Source organism: Maribacter luteus (assembly GCF_009674825.1).
GTDB classification, from domain to species: Bacteria; Bacteroidota; Bacteroidia; order Flavobacteriales; family Flavobacteriaceae; genus Maribacter_A; species Maribacter_A luteus.
Genome location: NZ_WKJH01000018.1, coordinates 127,396 through 145,583, shown reverse-complemented (window position 1 = coordinate 145,583; position 18,188 = coordinate 127,396). Strand labels below are relative to the sequence as shown.

Here is an 18,188-nt window from a genome sequence, read left to right as displayed (position 1 = left end):
GTATTGTATATTTATGCTATTATATGTTTTTTAACAATCAAATATAATTCAATAATAAAAGGTAATTTTTTAACTCGGTTTCCTGCTCTAAATCCAATACTTGTATAATTTATATATATACCTGTATATCAATTATTTAAATAGTCTTTTTATACCATATTCAATACTTTTAATATCCTTGGGAAAGTACTTGGGAAACATAAAAAAAAGCAAGTTATCAACCTTAGAAAGGATGAATAAGTGACAATTGATGTAAAAATACATCAGTAAACCAAACAGGAACGCCCCTAGGTTTTTGGAAAACGAAAGGTCATGGTTTTATTTGTTACATTTGGTTTCATTTCGAATTTATGGAAGTACTAAAAACCCAAATCGAGTTCTTTAATTCCCAAGAAACCAAAAGTGTAGCTTTTCGGAAAAAGGCCCTTAAGCGTTTACAGAAAGAAATTGAGGCTAAAGAGGAAGCTATATGTGATGCCTTATATGCCGACTTTAAAAAACCCAGGTTCGAAACCTTGGCCGCTGAGACCCAATTTGTTCTGGCCGAATTGAAATTAGCCATAAAGAACATTGAATTATGGACCCGTCCAGAACGAAAGTCGAGCACCCTTTTGAATTGGCCCTCATCAGACTGGATCTATAAAGAACCCTATGGTTCGGTGCTGATCATAGCTCCATGGAACTATCCTTTTCAATTGGTATTCGCACCCCTCATCGGAGCTATCGCTGCAGGGAATACCGTCGTGGCAAAACCCTCTGAAGCAACACCGAACACCTCAAAAATTGTCCATGAAATCATAACTGCCGTGTTCCTACCTGAACATGTATCCGTGATGGAAGGTGGCGTAGAAGTATCCCAGCTGTTATTGGCTCAAAAATGGGATTATATATTCTTTACCGGGAGTACCCGGGTAGGTAAGATAGTTTATGAGAGTGCGGCAAGACACTTAACTCCCGTTACGCTGGAGTTAGGTGGAAAAAATCCAACCATAGTAGACCAAACCGCAGCCATAGGTTTAGCTGCTAAAAGAATCGTTTGGGGTAAATTTTTAAACGCAGGGCAAACCTGTATTGCCCCTGATTATATTTTAGTTCACAATAGTGTCAAGAACAAACTTATAGAAGCCCTAAAGGAAAGCATCAAAAAATGTTATGGAAACCCTATTGAAGACTCTCCAGATTATGCTCGTCTTGTCAATGCAAAACACTATGCCGGATTAAAAGACATGCTACAAGGGGAGACCATTCTCTTTGGAGGGGAAACCAATGACAGTGACAACTATCTTTCCCCAACTTTGGTAGATGAACCTAAAATGGACAGTGCACTAATGAAAGGTGAGATCTTTGGTCCAATTCTCCCGATTATTGCCTTTGATAATCCAAAAGATATAGACAAGTATATCTCCCATTATGGCAAACCCTTGGCTACGTATATATTTTCTACGGATAAGAAATTCCAACAAAAAATCATTTCCGAATACAGTTTCGGTGGTGGTGCCATAAACGATACGGTCATACAGATTACCAATAAAAAACTACCGTTCGGTGGTGTTGGCCCTAGTGGTATCGGTTCTTACCATGGTAAAACATCATTTGACCTATTTTCGCATCAAAAAGCCATCATCAAAAAACCCAATTGGTTGGATGTACCGTTGCGTTATCCCCCATACAACCTTCCTTTAAAATTCATAAAAAAAGTAAAACATCTTTTTTAAGCACCATGGAAAAAACAGTCTCAGAGGCGATAGCATATCGCCGATCGGTTCGTATTTACAAAGAGGATATTGAGTTGGATAATGAAATAGTACGCAAATGCCTTCTGAACGCTTCCCTTGCCCCAACCAGTAGTAATATGCAATTATGGGAATTCTACCATGTAACGGATAAAACAAAGCTCAAAGCCCTATCAAAAGCATGTTTTGACCAACCTGCCGCAAAGACAGCAAAGCAATTGGTCGTGGTGGTGACCCGAAAAGACCTTTGGCGTAAAAGAAGTAAAGCAAATCTTGATTTTCTTAAAAAGGGATTTGAAAAAACAACGGATAAAAAGGATTCGACCAGGGAAAAATTCGTTTTGAATTATTACAAGAAACTGATTCCTACATTATACACGGAGTTCTTGGGTATTTTAGGGGCCTTGCGTTTTATCTTTTTTCAGATTGTAGGACTTTTTAGACCTATATATAGACAGGTTCGTAAATCTGACATGCGTATCGTAGCGCACAAAAGTGCAGCATTGGCAGCACAGAATTTCATGATCTCAATGTCCGCAGTGGGTTATGATACCTGCCCAATGGAAGGTAGCGACACCTTACGAATAAAAAGGATTTTAGACCTACCTTGGGGAGCAGAGATCAACATGGTCATTGCTTGTGGTGTTCGTGATGACAAAGGAGTGTACGGACCACGATTCAGAATACCATTCGAAGAAGTATACCATAAGGTCTAGGCTAATTCAAAAGTATTGACCTACCCTAACTTAAATGAAATCGCATCACCAAATTTCTTTTGTGCCAATATGGATATGGCCTTGTCTTTCAACTGTAGAATTCTCGGATACCCTCCTGTTGTTTGGCCGTCTTTCATTAAGATGATCAATTTTCCCGAGGGGGTTAATTGCACGGTACCCGGCATGGTAGCGGAAGTCAACATAGACCAATCGTGCTCCTTTATCTTTTCGTTGAATTGATACCCCATTCTGTTGTATTCTTTGGCAACAGTAAATGAATTTATAAAAAGTTGCTCTAACTGCATATCATCCAACAACTTGAATTCCGGACCTTTTGAAACCATCAAAACAGTTTCATCTAGAAAGGAATTGGATTTCAATTCTGAAATCTTTGGTTCAAAATCCAAACATTCTTCATAAGGCAATTCGGTATTCTCTTTTATAAAACCTTTTTTGGTTATCGGAAAATATTGTGATCTGCTACCTAAAACGACTTTAGATTGAAAACCACCTTTCAAGGCCAGATATCCTCTAAACCCCTTAAGTAATTTACCATAGGAAAGTATGTCACCTGCCTTTACCTTATGTACTTTGTTGTTCGATAAAGGTTCGTTGTTCAACGTTACTGAAAATTCAGCCCCTGCCATAACGATATATGTGGCTTTCTCAAATAACAAAGTTGGCCCTGTCATTGTAATTTCCAAAACAGCGGCATTGGTTTCATTCTCCAATAAAATATTGGCATTTCTGACAACATCCAGGTCCATTATACCGGAAACCGGTACGCCTTTATCCCTATAGCCAAAACGCCCTTCATCTTGAAGGGTGGTATATAAACCGGATTTCAATACTTTAAGCATCCAACTTTACTTTTTCAAATTGGTAAATTCCTACTTCTCCTTGTATTTTGTGTAAATCGTATTCTGCCCTGGTAATAGGATAAAACTGAATTTTATCGCCTACATCCACAAAACATGGTTCCTCCCTTTCCGCATCAAAAATAGGCACGGAACAATTTCCTATTATATTCCAACCTCCAGGCGATTCTTGGGGATATATACCGGTTTGTTTGCCAGCAAGTCCGACTGAGCCTTTATCCACTTTCTGCCTTGGCTCCGAACGCCTGGGAACCTCTAACTCCTTTGGCAAACCTCCTAAATACATAAATCCGGGTAAAAAGCCGATACCATAAACCGTAAATATACTTGAGGTATGCAATGCTATTACATTTTCTACCGTTATACCCAATTTCTTGGCCACATCCTCAATATCGATGGCAAAATCCGAATCATAACAAACGGGTAACCTCCATAAAAAAACATCCCTTTTTTTAACCGTTTCCCTGTCTTTGTACCAAGTTTTCAATTCTTTTTTGAAACCCTGATAATCGATTATCCTATTTTTATCTATTAGGGTAAGGGAATTGTATGCAGGCACCATTTCCCACTCTTCCGGGTCTAAACGGTTTTTCTTTAAATAAGACTTAAATTGGATGATATCCTCTAAAATGGCCTCATCTACCTCGTTGGGCCATTCTACCAAAACGGCATGCTCACCAAAGGATCGAATGGAAATCTTATAATCTTTCACTTTTTAATATAGATTTGTTGCTTGGGCAATTCGTTCGAAAGATACATTAAAATTTGAAACGCATTGGGGGTGTCACCATGTAAACAATACGTGTCGGCGTTCATAGCACATTCTACGCCATTCAAAGTAACAACCATTCCCTGCTTTACCATACGGGCCAAATGATTTAAAACTGCCTTGGGTTCGTTAATAACCGCATTGGGCAATTTCCTGGAAACCAAACTCAAATCCTCATTATAATTTCTATCGGCAAAGGCTTCAAATTTTACGGAAAAACCCCTATCCCGCGCTAGTTTGGCAATCACGGAATTTGGGGGAACATACAGGTGAACAGAAGGTTTATAGGCTTTAATTGCAGATAAATAATTCTCGGCAAGTGATTTGTCCTTAGCCAAATCGTTATAAAGGGCCCCATGGGCCTTAATATGATGTAATGTAACTTGCTCATGGTCCAAAATAGATTGTAACCCTTTGATTTGATTTTGGATACTTAAACTTAGTCTGTCCGAATCAATGGCCATAGTTGACCTTCCAAAATTTTCGGTATCGGGATAGGAAGGGTGTGCCCCAACGAGGACCTTGTGCTCCTTGGCCAAAATAACCGTTCGGGTCATTGATTCTTTGTCCCCGGCATGTCCGCCACAGGCAATATTACAAGAGGAGATCAATGGAAGAATGGCTTCTTCATTACCTATACCCTCCCCCACATCACAATTGATATCGATATTGAACTTTTCCATTTATAGAAAACCGAGAACTTTAATTATACTTTTTATTCCCAATACCAAAGAGAGTAAAACAATTACAAAACCCAAAATATTCTGCATTTTGGTATTTCCGTATTCTCCCATGAGCTTGGGTTTATTCACCATCCAAAGAAGAAAAACCGCTATTACGGGAAGTAATACTCCGTTTGCCACTTGGGCAAATTTGATGATTTCTATTGGTGTGATTCCAAAAGAAAGGAAAAACACGCCCAATCCTAGAATAAGCATCCATACAACCCTGAATCTTGAATCTTTCAATCCGGCATTCCATCCAAAACAACTATTGGCAACATATGCCGCTGCCAAAGGGGCTGTTATAGAGGAGGTAATCCCAGCTGCGAACAATCCTATTCCCATAAAATACTGGGCACTATCACCATATAAAGGCTCCAGACCTTTTGCCAAATGCATTACATTGGCCAATTCCTCACCGGGAATGGCGGCGGCAGCTATAACAATGGACATGGAGACCAAACCTCCTAAAGCAATAGCGACCACTGTATCTTTTTTTGCCAATGGAAGGTCACTTTTTTTCTTCCATTTCTCACTCACCAAGGAAGCATGTAAAAATAGATTATAGGGAACGACCGTAGTACCTACCAAAGCAATAATGGTCAACAGGCTATCTTTGGGCACCTTGGGAATAAACGCCCCTTTTAGAATTTCTAAAATATCCGGTTTCGTAATTATCGCGGTCAACAAGAAGGAAATACTCATGACCAATACCAGGCCTACGAAAACCTTTTCCAAAGTTTTATAACTACCAAGATATAATAAGCCAAAGGCAAGAAGACCAATGATAAAAGGGTAATAGAAATCATATTGTTCTCCGAAGAGTGCATTCATACCCAAAGTAGCCCCACCGATATTACCGGCTTCATAAGCCGCATTGCCAATTACTATGGCAGCCAACACAATACCAATGACCAATATACGGATCCACGGTGTTGTCAATTCACTCTTAATCGCATCAGCCAAACCTTTTTGGGTAATGATGCCTAATCTAGCAGACATTTCCTGTAATACGGCAGTAGCGATAATTGATAACAATAAAGCCCATAAAAGACCAAAACCGAAACTCATCCCTGCCAAGGTACAGGCGGTTACCGTACCTGGCCCGATAAAAGCAGCGGCAATGAGTACTCCTGGACCTATTTTCTTGAACATTTTACTCTGAATGATTTAATGCATATAAGGCAAAAGTCCCCAACCAATGGGTACCTTCATAATTGTCATCTACGATACTGGGTAAGGAATAACTAAGGTGTTTATCGGCAATCGGTATTAAATAGGAGTATTCGGGTAGCGTTTTTGCTATACCATATAAACACCATGCCCTGCTAAAATTAAGTCCATCAATATGTACCAGTTTACCGTCGGTCCTATCCGATACTTCACCTGTCTCCAATACAAAGGAAGGTTTGGTCAATTGGGGTAAAAAATTCTTTATCCAATGTTTGAATTCTTTTGGTGTCAATACCTTGCGCACTACATCAGCCTCTTGTAGACATGGTGATAAAAAATCGAAACCACTTGGTTCCCATTCGAGCGGACATCCTATATCTTTAATATAAAATCGGGTCACACTCCGTTTAATGACTTCCTCAAGTTGTTCATTATTCACCGTTTTGGCATAATCCCAGGCCAATGACATTCCAAAAGCCGTGTTACTATGTTCCCCTACGCGTATGGGATAATTTAATTTGGGAAGAAAATCTATATATCCTTTTACGATAATATCAACTAAAGGTTGCAGATTCCCAGATAAATCTTTCGCCATTGGATCATCCCAAGTTTGAAGTTCTTCAGCGAGTTTCAACAACCACGCCCAACCATACGTTCTTTCATAATTGGTATTGCCCTTCATACCGAAATAATTTATCTCGGATTCAATATTCTCCTTTGATAGATTTTCCGCAAGTTTGGTACGTATGATCTCGGCTTCGTTTAAATCGGGAAATTGCTTTAATAGAGAAACCAATGACCAATGTCCGTGCACTGAGGAATGCCAATCGAAGCAACCATAGAATGCCGGATGTAAAGTTTTAGGGTTTTTAAGATGGGTCGAATCGTTTAATGTTTGCCCCAGTCTATTGGGATATTCAACCTGCATACATGCCAAAGGCAAACTGACCAATCTATTGGCTTCGGTTAAATTCAATTCTGGTCTAACTGCTTCTTTTGCATTGGAATTTTTGGGTTGCACCCCTTCTTTACAACCAAAGGTCATTAAAACAAAAAACAATATTACACTGACCCTTTTACATAAATACTTCATAATCCGTGGTTTGGTATAACTGCTAAATTACACATTATGGAATAAAAAAAAAGACAATTTTAGATAGAAAGGATCCATGTTGCAAAACCGGCGTTTCACAACACTTTTAACATTTCAAAATGCAGTTCATCTAATATTTTGCCGTTCGTCTAAAACTGGGGTGTTATACATCGAAAATATATAATAATACTTAAAATACACGGTTATTATTATCCCAAATCAAAATCAAAACTAATTAAATGAAGTGCGTAGAATGCAGTAAGAAACTCGGTTACATGGAACACAGAAATTCAATGGACCATTTTGGCGTTGAGCTATGTGAATACCACCAGACCCGACTGGTAAAGTTGATCGAGATGAACAAGACACCTATTGAGGCCATACAATTATATTATGGCTTAAAAGAAGCAGGTGTAAAGGCCATGTTGGAATGGTGGGACGGTAATAAATCAGTTGACATCGCCATATCAAGGGTTAAATTGAATATTGAAATAGATACGGAGTATCATATGTTGACCCATGAACAGGCAATCAATGATCTTGAAAGAGCCATGCACTCCTTTAAAAACGGGTTTACAACCATTCGAATACCTCATGTTTTAATTAAACATTATCTGAAGGAGACCGTAAACAATATCCTAGGAATCATGGAAGGGCTTAAGGCAAATATAAAGGTGATTTAGCCCTATAATCGCTGTAGTATATTTTATAAAACGAAGTTATGGGTACTTATAAGAAGGTATTGACCAAACCGTTATGGATATTAATAGGCGCCATATCTATGGGCCTATTGATGAAAATCCTAGGTTGGCCCATGGCCAATGAGGTAATGCTCATTTCATTCATTGCAATTGGTTCCCTTTATACGTATCGTTTCTGGAAAAAACCATTGAAAAGATTCAATGACTACAACAAATTGGTCTTCATCCTTTTTTGGGCCTTAAACGGTGTATTGAATATCTTGGATGTACCCCATAATCTTTTTATTCACTCCATTATAGCCATTTCTTTCGTACTCTGGTTCGTATTTGAAGGCACATCCTATTTTTTACGTGGAAATCAAAAAGTAAAGAATAGATCATTGCATTTACTATGGAATGTTGTTATGGTGCTTGGCACTTTGGCCATTATCGCAGGTAGCCTATTGAAAATATTGAACTGGGAATATTCAACCTTGGTTCTAATTTTAGGTATAGCCATATTATGTGCCTATATCTTCAAGGACACATTTTCTACGAACCAAAGAATAACAAAAGAGGAACAGAATAACGAAGAATATCAATTATAGATCTTATTACATAAGGACAGTTAAGGCGGATATTGAAATTCTATAATATCCGCCTTTGTTTTTTTGGCAATTTGCACTACTGAAAAAACCTCAATTGAACCGTATCTTTAATGAAAGTGATTCGTTGAACGACCTATATTAAGGGTCTATTGATTTTCACCTTTTTGAATTGATAGATCAAATCTTCCTTTAAACGATGTTAGTCCCCCCACATCGAATTTTATTCCCTTTTCACGAATGTAGAAAAGATTAAGATCAACTCTACTGTTATGTATATATAACAATCAGAGCCATGAAAAAACAATCTATCCCGCAATGTCTTTTATACGCCTTTTGCACCTTTTGCTTTCTATGGGCCATATATGTGCTTTTTTTCAGGGCATAAATAATTTGAATTATTGGGTACACCACACTGAAAATGGTTAACCTATTAATACGTTATCGCATCAATCGCCCTGTCGTATTACCCCCTAAAATATTGGTAACTTCTTTGAGTGTCGTTAAATTCACATCACCCTCATAAGTATGTTTAAGGGCACAGGCCGCACTTGCAAATTCAATGGCCTTATAATCATCGTACTGTTGTAACCCATAAATGAGTCCTGCTGCAAACGCATCTCCGGTCCCAATACGATCTACGACGTGTGTAATATCAAGATCTTCCGTCTCCTTGAACTCGATTCCGTTCCACATTCTGGCCCTTATTTTATGCCAAGAAGAATTTAATGACGTCCTTATTTTATCAAAAACCTTTTCTATGGATGGGAAAGCCTTCATCAACTGTTTACTCGCTTCAATAAAGTCATCATTGGAATACCCGAACGAAGTGCCCAATACCTCATTGATCTCATTTATACCTCCGATAAATATGGTGGAGTAATTAAGTAGTTCTATCAAGGCCTCTTTGGGATCTTGGTCATAATTCCATAACCCACTGCGATACGTTGGATCTGCCGAAACCGTCATTCCTTTTTCCCTGGCCAGTTTAAGTCCGGCCTTCAAGGTGTCAAAAGCACCTTTGGACAATGCGGGGGTTATACCCGTCCAGTGCATCCAAGAGCCACTTTCCAAAGCATTTTCCCAATTGACCTTCTCAGGTACGATTTCCGAAAATGCGGAATGCGATCGATTATAGGAAATGGTACTGGGTCGCATTACGGCACCTACTTCCAAGAAATACACTCCTAAAGGGCGTTTCGACAACGAGATCAAACTCGTATCCACACCGAATTTTCGAATGTAGGAAATAGCCGTTTCTCCAATAAAATCGTCGGAAACCGCACTTATATGCTTTACGTCACCCCCGAAATTAGCAATTGAAATACCCACATTCAATTCGGTACCCCCAAAATAGAACTCTACTACATTGGATTGAATGAACTTTTTGTTACTTGTCGGAGATATCCGCATTAAAACCTCCCCGAATGTTATAATTTGACCCATACTTATATTTTGGCCCTAAATTACCAAAGGAAGATCGATTTATAAACCCTTACCATAAAAAATATTGGCACTTGTATAGTTCTTGGTATAACTTGGTACACAACCCATTAGTTCTGTTTATAGTTGTATCCAAAAAGATTACAGCGTATGATCATTTTAATTTAAGGATGCGTTTTTCCTCCAAATATTCTAAAATAACCTTCTGGATTTTCCCCACAAACAAGTTCAAAAAATAGTTATTCAAGGATTTTAGAACATCTCCAGAATGTCCCGATCCATTGTTATGGTAGGTTCATCAACATATTAAACAGAAGGGTGATTTTCGTTCAGCCAAAGGTGAGACCATCATTACACAAAGGTCTTTAAATACGTCGGATCGAATACCTGCGACACATTAACCAGTGAGGCCTAAACCAGCAGTGCCTAATACAGATTATAGCACTTTTCAGCGAATTCTTCCCAAAATAATAAAATGAACGTACCCCAACAGTCCTACCAGTGGGGGTCCTTTCCTCTGACCAAGTATAAATTCATCTATTCATCACTTTGTGTAACTCTTTAATCCTTTCATAAATTCTTTGAAGTGTGGTAACAGGTTTTTAAATAAAGGAAGCTCTTTTTCTTTTAATATTACTCCCGTGAACAATTTCAATCCGATTCCCAAAGAAGTTACATCCGTATTAGAGAATTCCGGATGTTCTTTCAACTTCTTTACGATCTCAAACAAGTTATCATGACTTATGGTTTCGAATTCCAACTTTTCTTCACCGAAATTACCTTCCTTAGTCAATTCTTCAACTGTTATTTTGTATTTCATTTTTTATTTATTTTCAAGCTGTGACATCAACAATTCAATTTCTTGAATCTTGTCTTTATCCATTGTTTTATTAAACCCAACTACATAAAGTAAAGACATCATTAAAAGCATTCCGATACCAACTACCAACACCTTTCGCATACTTAGATATTTTTTAATTGGTTTAAAATTGAAATAGATATGGAATGCCCCTGAAATGGTCATTAATACTCCAAATATTTTATGTACGGGATGCATTTGCAATTGAAATTCCAAACTATTTAAGAGTATCATCATTATTCCTGAAGATGCCAACGCCATTAAGGAAACCAAGAGTGTTATGGAAACTGTTTTTCTAAACATAATAATTGAGTTTTTTAACTTATTTTATTAATAAGTTTAATGGGTTATTACATTACCCTTCATTTTTTGCATTTCCCTAATTGGTGGATCTAAAACTATCATATGCATAAACATTGTTTGAATATTCTCAACTGCATTTAATCGCACATTTCGCACTTTTCCTGCCCAATTCATTATATATTTTGAAGCTCCAAGTTCTGCCGCGGTCATAATTTTTTCTTTGTACTCGTAGTGAGCTGCGGAACCGTGGTATCTTTGGGTTATTTCCTCTAATAACTTGTGATATTCAGGAGACATAGCTACCTCAAAAACAATTTTCTTCATATCTTTTATCTGAGCTTCGTATTGTTCCATATGAAATCTGGTCCCTATAATTCTTTCATGACCAATTACTACAAATTCAAAATCGTAATTATCTAAAAGATATCTTGGTAACTGAAAGGCAAAATCAGGATCTGAAGATTCTCCCCAGTGAATCCAAGGTGCAGCATCTGGGTGAAACATATCTATTGCAAACAATATTTTTTGCTGGGGAGCATACATAATAATGTCTTTTTGCGAATGCCAGTTTCTTCCTAGATCTTTGAATTCTAATCGTAATCCCCCTGTTTCCAACACATATTGATCTTTCCAAGTAACATCTGGTAGCGGACGTTTAGGGTCTTCGGCAGCCTTTAAGAAATCGGTCATAGTTTCATTACCAATTAAAATTGCGGATTTAGGATATAAATAAGCGCCTTGTGCGTGATCTGCGTGATGGTGAGAATAGATTACGTGGGTAATAGGCTTATCCGTAATTTGTGGAATCAACTTTAAAGTATATGGTGAAACTCCAGGAACAGGATCAACTACCACAACTCCGTTGTCCGTTACAAAAAACACCATATGTTCAAAATTATCATGAACAAAGTATGCGTTTTCCCCTATTTTGTAATAATTGAATCCGCTTTCAGGTAATTTCCCATACACATAATCCCGTGATGCGTATTTAGCTTTTGTTTTTTCTATATCGAACTTTTCTTGCGCAAACAAAGAGGTGTTCAAAATAAAGAGGATTAAAAATAGTAATGATACCGTTTCTTTTACTCCTACTGTTTTCCTTACGTTTTTAGTTTTTTTGGTTTCCATTTCTTCAATGATTTAAATTGATAGATTATGAAACAAAGGTATCTGCCTAGTAGTTATTAGGTAATACACTTATTACCGAAAGTATGGTACTTTTCGAGGAACTAATGTGAAGGTTTATAGAGAATCAATTCGCTATTTGGTACTTTTTTCTAACTTCTTCTCTATAATTTGAAGGACTTTGGCCGGTCTCACGCTTAAAATACCTGCTGAAATATGAGGTGTCTTCAAAATTGAGGGTGTAACCAATTTCAGCTGTGGTCAACTCTGTATTGGCCAATCTCCTTTTGGACTCGAAGATTATTTCCTGACGGATAAGTTGTCCTGGAGAATATCCTGTGATTTTTTTAACCGTATCTCTAAGATGCGTTGCACTAATACCTATTAAATCGGCATATTCCTGCACAGAGCGAACGGTTAAATAGTTCTCTGATACAAGTTGCCTGAATTGCCGAACCATGGCATTGGTGGTGTCCAAAATATCCTGCGGCTGATCTTTGGCATGTATGCGTAATAGACTTACAAGTAAAATATGTACATAGGCTCTAAGCATGGAAAGACTGCTCTCCGATTTTCTTAAGTATTCTTCATTGATTTCATTGAATAAAGCATATATCTTAGGAAGGTTCTCATCGTTTAAACAAACACAGGGTGCTTTACTCAAACTGTTGAAAATTGCCAAATCACCTTCATGATTAAATGCTGTAGCGGGAGGAATTAAAAACTCCCGAGGAAAAAGCAAAACCTTACCTTCCAATCCTTTTTCTAATTTCCAAAAATGTATTTGCCCTTGGGAAAGAAAATAAAAGGAGGGTGTTTTAATTTCATATGGTTCATAATCAATGATATGCTGTCCGGCACCTTCCTCTAAATAGATCAGTTCAAAATAATCATGCCTATGGGGTATTTCAGCTTGCGCCCTGTTACTCATCAAGTCGAATTGGGTAATTACAAATGGGAAATTCGGGTCTATTGACAGTACCGGGTGCCCATCCCTGATATTCACATATTTATGTGTCTCGGAGTAATGATGGAATGGTATGTCCTTTTTAGTATGCAAATGAATCTACGTTGTCTCTAATAACCGTACCGTTTAATGTCATGGAATAATTGCAACTGAACCAACTATTCCCATACAATGATCACTATTTTCTTAACGGGTATTAAGATAAGGATAATTAGCCTAAAAGCATTCAAAACAAGTACACTTTAGTCCTCTAAACACAGACAGGGACAACAAATTGTTTTCAAAAGAAAACCTTTCCTATATCGACGGATAATAAAGGTAAAAAATAGTAATTTTATCAAACACTTAAAGCGTTCAAATACTGATTGCGGTGACAAAAAACCATTGATATAATAGCCCATATGAACAAGACAGACTGGATTGGTTTTATCGGTGTTTTTCTAATACTACTTGCCTATATCCTCAATATAACCGGTAAAATCAAAAGCAAGGATCTATCGTTTATTTTATTGAATTTAATGGGCGCAGGATTGGCCTGCTTAGCTTCGATTCTAATGGAATATATTCCGTTTATCTTACTCGAAGGCGTTTGGGCCACCGTATCGCTCATAGCGCTCTTAACTTATAAACAAAAACATTAATGGCAGGAGAAACCAATTTATCCAGATTAATAAAAAGTATGCAACCAATCCTGAACGATGGGGATTATGTGTTCGCAACTGTAAAAGACCTGACCAAAATTAACCGAAATGATACCATATGTGAATTTGAAGAAAAAGAAGGAACAACGATCATTATGGAAAAAGGGAAAGCCGATGAACTCGATTTAAACTATGACTTTATTGCCTCTTGGATTACCCTTAAAGTCCATTCCTCATTAGATGCAGTTGGTTTAACCGCAGCATTTTCTAACGAATTGACCAAATATGATATAAGCTGTAATGTAATCGCCGGATATTATCACGACCATATTTTCGTTGATAAGAAAGATGCAGAAAAAGCGATTGGAGTCTTAACCCAATTATCTGAAAATCAATAAGTCTACTGAAATATTCAATTTTCAAACTATAAACTATATACTTAAAACTTTAAACTATACAACTATCCCAACCAGCCTTCCCGATCTAAACTTCGGTATTGTATGGCTTCGCTGATATGGTTTCCCGTAACTTGTCCACTCTTTTCCAAATCGGCAATAGTCCGCGCCACCTTTAAAATTCTGTCATAGGCACGGGCAGAAAGGTTCAATCGCTCCATGGCATTCTTTAAAAGTGATTTTGAGGCCTCATCCAACTTACAATACTCCCGAATCTGTTTCGTATTCATTTGCGCATTGTAATGTACATTCTCCAATTCCTTAAACCGTTCGGTCTGTATTTCCCGTGCTGCCGTTACCCGCTTGCGAATATCCACACTGCCCTCCCCCTTCCTGTCTTCTGAAAGTTTTTCGAATGGTACAGGAGTTACTTCGATATGGATATCGATACGGTCCAAAAGCGGCCCTGATATCTTACCCATATACCGCTGCATTTCGGCAGGGGAAGAAGTTACAGGGGCATCAGGGTCATTAAAATAACCTCCTGGACTGGGATTCATACTGGCAACTAACATAAAACTACTTGGGTAGGTTACCGTAAAACGAGCCCTTGAAATAGTCACCTCACGATCTTCCAAAGGTTGTCGCATCACTTCCAGCACCCCTCTTTTAAATTCCGGAAGTTCATCCAAGAACAGAACCCCGTTATGGGAAAGGGAAATCTCCCCAGGTTGTGGATATGCCCCGCCACCGACGAGGGCTACATCAGAAATGGTATGATGGGGACTTCGGAAAGGTCGTTGGCTCATCAATCCCATATTCTTTATCTTTCCTACAACACTATGTATTTTGGTCGTTTCCAAGGCTTCATGCAGTGTCATTGGTGGTAAAATAGAAGGCAATCGTTTGGCAAGCATCGTTTTTCCCGATCCTGGTGGACCTATTAAAATAATATTATGCCCTCCTGCCGCCGCAATTTCCATGCATCTTTTTATACTTTCCTGTCCCTTTACATCTGAAAAGTCAAACTCAGGAAAATCGAGATTCTTATAAAATTCCGCCCGGGTATCAACAATCGTTTGTTCCAAAGGTTCGTCCTTGTCGAAAAAATCGATGACCTCTTTAATATTCTCCACCCCATATACCTTCAAATCGGAGACAATAGCAGCCTCTTTGGCATTATCTTTTGGTAAAATGAATCCGACATATCCTTCTTCCCGAGCTTTAACGGCAATGGGAAGAGCCCCTTTAATAGGCTGTAAACTACCATCCAATGATAGTTCGCCCATAATCAAGTATTGGTCTAAATTATTGGACTGTATCTGGCCCGATGCCGTCAATATTCCCACAGCAAGGGTCAAATCATAAGCAGATCCTTCTTTTCGCAAATCGGCCGGCGCCATATTGATAGTGATTTTTTTACCTGGAATTTTATAACCATTGTTCAACAAAGCGGCCGCAATGCGGTAATTACTTTCTTTTATAGCATTATCCGGTAAACCAACGAGATGGTAACCTACCCCTTTATCAACATTGACTTCTACCGTAATCGTTGTGGCCTCTACCCCGAATACGGCACTTCCAAAAACTTTTGTAAGCATAAATTGTCTTATTCTGTAGGCTTAAATGTAAGTAAAGATTTTGAAGTCTCCTTAATTTCCTTTTCATTCATCAACATTTTTCGAAATTCACCCTTCACGTACATTTCAGCCTGATCGTCATAATGTTCACTGAACGGATTGCCCGATTGCCCTGTTGGTAATATGCTCATACTGTTCTCTATATCCGAAAAATCAATGACCCTACGAGTCGATGGTCCCGCAGTCACATGGTGCATACCATCACCATCATAATTGAAGGCCATATTGTTTATTACTTCCCTTGTTCCTTCAACGGGAAACGGGCCTACATTGAAAAACGACCGTAAGGCTTCTACCTGCCCTATGGGATGAGGATGTTCCAATGTATGTACTTTTTCCCATGTCCATGCTCCGTTATCGGCTCCCAAATCGTTCTCTAAATATTCAAAAGCTTGGACAAACGACTCTGTTACAATCTGTGTTTTGGTTTCAACTACAGATTGCGTTTCTATATTATCCCACCAAATGGATTCATTTTTTGCGGCCATCGGGGCTATCGTCCTTTTTAATAAGTGGGTAGACAAGAATTGATCGAACATTTCTTCACCTAACTCATCGACGAAGGTGTTTTTGAGGAAAAAGTATATCCAACGATGAAAAACAGTCGGCTCAATATTATCAAGGTTGTTTTCCCCTTTCCAAACCAACAATTTGTCCAAGACCGAAATCTGTGCACCGGACAATTCTTCCCTATTGACAACACCATTTAAATCTGTGATTATCGAAGGGTTCACCGATGAGACCACATCATTGATCATTCCTTTTACATCATCTATGGTCCAATCGTTCTTAGCTTCTAAAAGCCCCACAATTCGTTTGGCCCTATTCTCCGGCAAATAGTATCCCGGATATTGCATACCCGCAATGGAATCGGGTTGGTTGTTCGCTGAATACACATAGTTCCACGGTGGATTTATCGCCTGAGGATTCTCAGAAAAATCCAAATAACGTTCCGGGGCCTTCAGATCGGAAGTATCCTGTAAAACGAATTTTGTATGAGCACTGTTCGCATCCTTATAAATTTTGGCGGATGCCCACCATGCTACATTACCTTCAGCGTCACCATACATGATATTCAGACCTGGGGCATGTATTTTGGGTAAGGCATTTTGAAACTCCGTTTTGTTCCTTGCATGGGTCATTCCGTACAAAGCATCCATCAACTCATTCTTATGCTGGGTGAACATCCACCACATGGCAATGGGCCGCTCCCCTTTTACCTGATCTGCGATTCCGTTCAATATGGGTCCGTGTACCGTTTTCCTATAGGTGAATTCAAAATCAGTAGAATCCTTTATCTTAATTATTTTATTTACCTTTTCATAAGTAGACCATCCTTCTTTTGTTCTGTATTTTTCTTTTTCCGTTGGATGTGATTCCTCATAAAAAAAATCGATATCATCATTTTCGAACATGGTCATACCATACGCTAAATTACGGTCATGGGCCAATAATGGAAAAGGCATTCCACCCATGAAATAGCCATATTTCTCAAAGTTAGGCGTATTGATATGTGCCTCGTACCAAACGGCAGGTTGTGAAAACCCGATATGTGGATCATTCGCAAATATCACCTTACCGTTCTTTGTCTTTTCCGGGGCTATCACCCAACTATTACTACCTTCGATCAAGGGCAAGGAAAGGGCTCCCAACGCTTTGGTCACGGACGATGCAATGGAATTATGTAGCGCTTCTTTCGACTCTTCCTTATGGTTTTTTATCCAAACGGTATTGGGATCTACATTCAAATCAAGATCTTTCAAGTATTCCGCTCCCAATTTGTCCTTTATATTGGTCAATAAGGGATCCGTCTTATGGGCCATCGCAAAACTAAATGCCATATACCCTACCGTGTTATAAATATCCTCTAATTGAAAAGGAGCTTTGTCTATACCGGTCAAGTAAAATTCAATAGGCGTTGGCCCTTCTTCGATGAATTGGTTAATACCATCTAAATATGCCTGGGATAAACGAACTGTGGGACTGTTTAAATCCAATTCAGACACGGTTTGTTTAGTTGCTTCATCTATCCCGAGGGATAGGAAGAACTTATCGGTATTCAACATTTTACTGCCAAAAACCTCCGAAAGTCGACCTGTACCGATTCTCCGAAGTAACTCCATTTGCCACAAACGGTCTTGGGCATGTACATAACCCAACGTTCGGAAAGCATCGTCTTCATTATCTGCATAGATATGCGGAATTCCGTAGGAATCATAATATACCTTGGTCTCATGTGACAATTTTGAAAGTTTACTCTCACCTTCGTAAGTTGGTGATAAAGCCTGGACGGACACACCAGCGAAAATGGCAGATACAACCAAAAGCACCAATACCACAACACCTATTACCTTAATGCGTTTCATTATTTTGTTTTGGGTTCAATTTGAAAGATAGGGTTATTTAGTAAATAAAAAAAGCACCTCGAAAGGTGCCTTTAATCTTT

18 protein-coding genes are annotated in these 18,188 nt (G+C 38.5%); 6 read left to right on the top strand and 12 right to left on the bottom strand.

The genetic code is table 11. From position 1 onward, the window contains the following. Positions 1 to 350 precede the first annotated feature (350 nt). Positions 351 to 1,715: an aldehyde dehydrogenase gene (locus tag GJ691_RS11900; RefSeq protein ID WP_154367134.1), complete on the top strand. Its 1,365-nt coding sequence runs from the start codon at positions 351 to 353 to the stop codon at positions 1,713 to 1,715. A gap of 5 nt (positions 1,716 to 1,720) precedes the next feature. Next, positions 1,721 to 2,449: a nitroreductase family protein gene (locus GJ691_RS11895; protein ID WP_154367132.1), complete on the top strand. Its 729-nt coding sequence runs from the start codon at positions 1,721 to 1,723 to the stop codon at positions 2,447 to 2,449. 20 nt (positions 2,450 to 2,469) lie between these two features. On the opposite strand, the gene GJ691_RS11890 is transcribed toward GJ691_RS11895, so the two are convergent. The 5 genes from GJ691_RS11890 to GJ691_RS11870 are packed head-to-tail and all read right to left on the bottom strand — an operon-like array spanning position 2,470 to position 7,084. Beyond that, entirely contained in the window at positions 2,470 to 3,309 is an 840-nt protein-coding gene (locus GJ691_RS11890) for a 5-oxoprolinase subunit C family protein (RefSeq protein ID WP_154367130.1), read from the bottom strand. Continuing rightward, on the bottom strand, positions 3,302 to 4,039 hold the full coding sequence (gene pxpB / locus GJ691_RS11885; protein ID WP_179955111.1) for a 5-oxoprolinase subunit PxpB: 738 nt from the start codon (positions 4,037 to 4,039) through the stop codon (positions 3,302 to 3,304). Before pxpB ends, GJ691_RS11890 begins: the two co-directional genes overlap by 8 nt. Next, complete coding sequence (gene pxpA / locus GJ691_RS11880; RefSeq protein WP_154367128.1) at positions 4,036 to 4,779, bottom strand: 5-oxoprolinase subunit PxpA; 744 nt, start codon at positions 4,777 to 4,779, stop codon at positions 4,036 to 4,038. Before pxpA ends, pxpB begins: the two co-directional genes overlap by 4 nt. Beyond that, on the bottom strand, positions 4,780 to 5,973 hold the full coding sequence (locus tag GJ691_RS11875) for an Nramp family divalent metal transporter (protein ID WP_154367126.1): 1,194 nt from the start codon (positions 5,971 to 5,973) through the stop codon (positions 4,780 to 4,782). A gap of 1 nt (position 5,974) precedes the next feature. Continuing rightward, positions 5,975 to 7,084: a DUF2891 domain-containing protein gene (locus GJ691_RS11870; protein ID WP_218944437.1), complete on the bottom strand. Its 1,110-nt coding sequence runs from the start codon at positions 7,082 to 7,084 to the stop codon at positions 5,975 to 5,977. Positions 7,085 to 7,323: 239 nt separating this feature from the next. Here GJ691_RS11870 and GJ691_RS11865 point away from each other — a divergent pair, with 239 nt between their 5' ends. Then, positions 7,324 to 7,767 carry a hypothetical protein gene (locus GJ691_RS11865; RefSeq protein WP_154367124.1) on the top strand — a complete coding sequence of 148 codons (444 nt, stop codon included), beginning with the start codon at positions 7,324 to 7,326 and terminating at the stop codon, positions 7,765 to 7,767. 38 nt (positions 7,768 to 7,805) lie between these two features. Further along, entirely contained in the window at positions 7,806 to 8,372 is a 567-nt protein-coding gene (locus GJ691_RS11860) for a hypothetical protein (protein ID WP_154367122.1), read from the top strand. A gap of 438 nt (positions 8,373 to 8,810) precedes the next feature. Here the strand turns inward: GJ691_RS11860 and GJ691_RS11855 are convergent, their stop codons facing one another. The 5 genes from GJ691_RS11855 to GJ691_RS11835 form a co-directional block, all read right to left on the bottom strand. Beyond that, a complete protein-coding gene (locus GJ691_RS11855) occupies positions 8,811 to 9,815 on the bottom strand; it encodes a sugar kinase (protein ID WP_154367120.1) in 1,005 nt (334 codons plus the stop codon). 541 nt (positions 9,816 to 10,356) lie between these two features. Next, entirely contained in the window at positions 10,357 to 10,632 is a 276-nt protein-coding gene (locus GJ691_RS11850; RefSeq protein WP_154367118.1) for a DUF3861 domain-containing protein, read from the bottom strand. A 3-nt stretch (positions 10,633 to 10,635) separates the two neighbouring features. Beyond that, positions 10,636 to 10,974: a DUF4405 domain-containing protein gene (locus GJ691_RS11845; RefSeq protein ID WP_154367116.1), complete on the bottom strand. Its 339-nt coding sequence runs from the start codon at positions 10,972 to 10,974 to the stop codon at positions 10,636 to 10,638. A gap of 36 nt (positions 10,975 to 11,010) precedes the next feature. Next, positions 11,011 to 12,102, bottom strand: a complete 1,092-nt coding sequence (locus tag GJ691_RS11840) for an MBL fold metallo-hydrolase (RefSeq protein ID WP_154367114.1) — start codon at positions 12,100 to 12,102, stop codon at positions 11,011 to 11,013. Between the two features lie 124 nt (positions 12,103 to 12,226). Beyond that, positions 12,227 to 13,159 (bottom strand): helix-turn-helix domain-containing protein, encoded by a 933-nt coding sequence (locus GJ691_RS11835; RefSeq protein WP_154367113.1) that lies wholly within the window; start codon positions 13,157 to 13,159, stop codon positions 12,227 to 12,229. A 308-nt stretch (positions 13,160 to 13,467) separates the two neighbouring features. On the opposite strand from GJ691_RS11835, the gene GJ691_RS11830 reads away from it, so the two are divergent. Together GJ691_RS11830 and GJ691_RS11825 are read left to right on the top strand one after the other, a co-directional pair. Next, complete coding sequence (locus GJ691_RS11830; protein ID WP_154367111.1) at positions 13,468 to 13,707, top strand: CBU_0592 family membrane protein; 240 nt, start codon at positions 13,468 to 13,470, stop codon at positions 13,705 to 13,707. Then, complete coding sequence (locus GJ691_RS11825; protein ID WP_154367109.1) at positions 13,707 to 14,105, top strand: ACT domain-containing protein; 399 nt, start codon at positions 13,707 to 13,709, stop codon at positions 14,103 to 14,105. Before GJ691_RS11830 ends, GJ691_RS11825 begins: the two co-directional genes overlap by 1 nt. 62 nt (positions 14,106 to 14,167) lie before the next feature. Here GJ691_RS11825 and GJ691_RS11820 read toward each other — a convergent pair whose 3' ends face one another. Continuing rightward, positions 14,168 to 15,703 (bottom strand): YifB family Mg chelatase-like AAA ATPase, encoded by a 1,536-nt coding sequence (locus GJ691_RS11820; RefSeq protein ID WP_154367107.1) that lies wholly within the window; start codon positions 15,701 to 15,703, stop codon positions 14,168 to 14,170. 8 nt (positions 15,704 to 15,711) lie between these two features. After that, positions 15,712 to 18,108: a penicillin acylase family protein gene (locus GJ691_RS11815; RefSeq protein ID WP_154367105.1), complete on the bottom strand. Its 2,397-nt coding sequence runs from the start codon at positions 18,106 to 18,108 to the stop codon at positions 15,712 to 15,714. Between the last annotated feature and the right edge of the window lie 80 nt (positions 18,109 to 18,188).

Coding starts and splice junctions, on each gene's coding strand:
- GJ691_RS11820 (WP_154367107.1), bottom strand. CDS start 15,703: ATGCTTACAAAAGTTTTTGGAAGTGCCGTATTCGGGGTAGAGGCCACA.
- GJ691_RS11865 (WP_154367124.1), top strand. CDS start 7,324: ATGAAGTGCGTAGAATGCAGTAAGAAACTCGGTTACATGGAACACAGA.
- GJ691_RS11875 (WP_154367126.1), bottom strand. CDS start 5,973: ATGTTCAAGAAAATAGGTCCAGGAGTACTCATTGCCGCTGCTTTTATC.
- GJ691_RS11870 (WP_218944437.1), bottom strand. CDS start 7,084: ATGAAGTATTTATGTAAAAGGGTCAGTGTAATATTGTTTTTTGTTTTA.
- GJ691_RS11830 (WP_154367111.1), top strand. CDS start 13,468: ATGAACAAGACAGACTGGATTGGTTTTATCGGTGTTTTTCTAATACTA.
- GJ691_RS11815 (WP_154367105.1), bottom strand. CDS start 18,108: ATGAAACGCATTAAGGTAATAGGTGTTGTGGTATTGGTGCTTTTGGTT.
- GJ691_RS11890 (WP_154367130.1), bottom strand. CDS start 3,309: ATGCTTAAAGTATTGAAATCCGGTTTATATACCACCCTTCAAGATGAA.
- pxpA (WP_154367128.1), bottom strand. CDS start 4,779: ATGGAAAAGTTCAATATCGATATCAATTGTGATGTGGGGGAGGGTATA.
- GJ691_RS11855 (WP_154367120.1), bottom strand. CDS start 9,815: ATGGGTCAAATTATAACATTCGGGGAGGTTTTAATGCGGATATCTCCG.
- GJ691_RS11900 (WP_154367134.1), top strand. CDS start 351: ATGGAAGTACTAAAAACCCAAATCGAGTTCTTTAATTCCCAAGAAACC.
- GJ691_RS11850 (WP_154367118.1), bottom strand. CDS start 10,632: ATGAAATACAAAATAACAGTTGAAGAATTGACTAAGGAAGGTAATTTC.
- GJ691_RS11860 (WP_154367122.1), top strand. CDS start 7,806: ATGGGTACTTATAAGAAGGTATTGACCAAACCGTTATGGATATTAATA.
- GJ691_RS11895 (WP_154367132.1), top strand. CDS start 1,721: ATGGAAAAAACAGTCTCAGAGGCGATAGCATATCGCCGATCGGTTCGT.
- GJ691_RS11825 (WP_154367109.1), top strand. CDS start 13,707: ATGGCAGGAGAAACCAATTTATCCAGATTAATAAAAAGTATGCAACCA.
- GJ691_RS11845 (WP_154367116.1), bottom strand. CDS start 10,974: ATGTTTAGAAAAACAGTTTCCATAACACTCTTGGTTTCCTTAATGGCG.
- GJ691_RS11840 (WP_154367114.1), bottom strand. CDS start 12,102: ATGGAAACCAAAAAAACTAAAAACGTAAGGAAAACAGTAGGAGTAAAA.